Genomic DNA, 1,938 nt, shown 5'->3' with positions numbered 1-1,938 from the left:
CCGCATCACCGGGCCCGTCCGCGATACCGGCCCACAGCGTCCGGTCCCCGAACCGGCCGCCCCCGGCCAGCCGCAGCCGCAGCGGACGGCGGCGCCCGGCGGCCCGGGTGAGCCGCTCCCGCAGCTCGGGCAGCAGGTCGTCGGCCACGTCACCATAGAAGGCGAGGGTGAGGTGCCAGCCCGCCCGTTCGGTCCAGCGCAGCCGGTCCGCACCCGCCAGAGTCCGCATCTCCTTTACGGCACCCGCGAGTTGGCCGGGTCCGTCGAGAACATCACCGGGCGGCAGCAGGGCCGCGAAGAGTCTCATGCGGCAAGCATGATGCCTACAAGAAGCGGCGCAGCGGCTTGGTCGCCGCTTCCTGCACCCGCTGTGCGGCGGACCTGCGCCGCCAGTGCTTCTGCGTGATGGGGCTGCTCTCGGCGAGGTCCTCGGTGAAGTGCCGGTCCAGCGTCTCGGTGAACGACTCGTCCATGACGGCGAGCATGACTTCCTCGTCGTGGTCGAGCGAGCGGCGGTTGATGTTGGTGGACCCGATGAGCGAGACGACGCTGTCGATGGTGACGACCTTGGCGTGCAGCATGGTCGGCTGGTACTGCCAGACCCGGATCCCCGCGTCCAGCAGTTCCGCGTAGTACCGCTCACCGGCCAGGCGGGAGACGCGCTTGTCGATGTACGGGCCGGGCAGCAGGATGTCCACTTCCACGCCGCGCCGTGCCGTGGCGCACAGCAGTTCGGTGAAGCGGTCGTCGGGCGCGAAGTAGGCGGTGGCCAGCCGCACGCGTTCCTGCGCCGACTCCAGCACGACGCGCAGCAGCGTCTGCATGTCCTGCCAGCCGAAGCTGGCCGAACCCCGCACCACCTGGACGACGGACGATCCCGCGCTGTCCTGCTCGACGAACCGGTCGCGGTCGTCGAAGAGATCACGGTGGCACTCGGCCCAGTTCTGGGCGAAGGCGGCGCCGATGCCGTCGACGGCGGGGCCGCGTACCTGGATGTGGGTGTCGCGCCACTCGTTCTCGTTACGCGCGTCGCCGCACCATTCCTCGGCGATGCCCACCCCGCCGGTGAAGGCCGTGGTCTCGTCGACGACCAGCACCTTGCGGTGGCAGCGGTGGTTCTGCTTGGCCGGGGAGCTCCACATCGGCTTGCGGAACCACACCACCTGGACGCCGGCGTCGGCCATGTCGTCGAGCAGGTGGCGCTCGATCAGCCGGCTGCCGAATCCGTCCAGCAGCAGCCGGACCCGCACCCCCTGGCGGGCCCGTTCGGCCAGCGCGGCGGCGAAGTTGTGCGCGACCTCGCCGCGCCAGTACACGAACGTCATCATGTCGATCGTGTACTCGGCGGCCCGGATCGCCTCCAGCATCGCGGGGAAGATCTCGTCCCCGTTCCTCAGCACCCGCAGGTCGTTGCCCTCCGTGGCGGCGACGCCTATCAGACGCTCCAGGCGCCTGCGTATCTGCTGCTTGCGCTCGGCGGCCGCTGCGGCCCGCGGCGGCGTGTCGTCGGCGCGGGCCGACTCGGCGATGCTCATGCTGGTCACCATACGGTCCGGAATCTCACGCGGCGGTGGCCACCCGGTCACGCTCGCGTGAAGGTGTCTCCGCCGGTTCCTCACCCGCCACGGCCCGCGGCACGAACCTCACGTGCCGGTGCCCGCGCCGCAGGTCCAGCCGCAGCCGCAGGCCGCAGGCCCGGGCCAGGATCAGGCCGACGCCGACCGCGATGACGGCCGAGACGAGACCGCCGGAGAGAAAGCCGACCCGGGCGCCGAAGGTGTCGGTGATCCAGCCCATCAGAGGCCCGCCGATGGGTGTGCCGCCGACGAAGACCATCATGTAGAGGCTCATCACCCGGCCTCGCATCGCCGGGGCCGAGGCGAGCTGAACGCTGGAGTTGGCCGTGACGTTGAAGGTCAGACCCATGATGCCAATGGG

Annotated in this window: 3 protein-coding genes; all 3 read right to left on the bottom strand. The window is 70.6% G+C overall.

The features are described 5' to 3' along the window. Positions 1-307 (bottom strand): 2'-5' RNA ligase family protein (locus tag ACRDP3_RS23900; protein WP_431519063.1); only part of this gene is annotated, 307 nt, incomplete at its 3' end. A gap of 16 nt (positions 308-323) precedes the next feature. Beyond that, the gene (locus ACRDP3_RS23895) at positions 324-1,535 is read right to left on the bottom strand and encodes a phospholipase D-like domain-containing protein (protein ID WP_431519062.1); all 1,212 of its coding nucleotides are present in this window, start codon (positions 1,533-1,535) and stop codon (positions 324-326) included. Positions 1,536-1,560: 25 nt separating this feature from the next. After that, the coding region (locus ACRDP3_RS23890) for an MFS transporter (protein ID WP_431519061.1) at positions 1,561-1,938 on the bottom strand (378 nt) is incomplete at its 5' end.

It is taken from the genome of Streptomyces sp., from assembly GCF_050698815.1.
Classification (GTDB): Bacteria; Actinomycetota; Actinomycetes; order Streptomycetales; family Streptomycetaceae; genus Streptomyces.
Note: the sequence above shows the minus strand (reverse complement) of the source record. Positions and strands in the feature narration are given on the sequence as shown.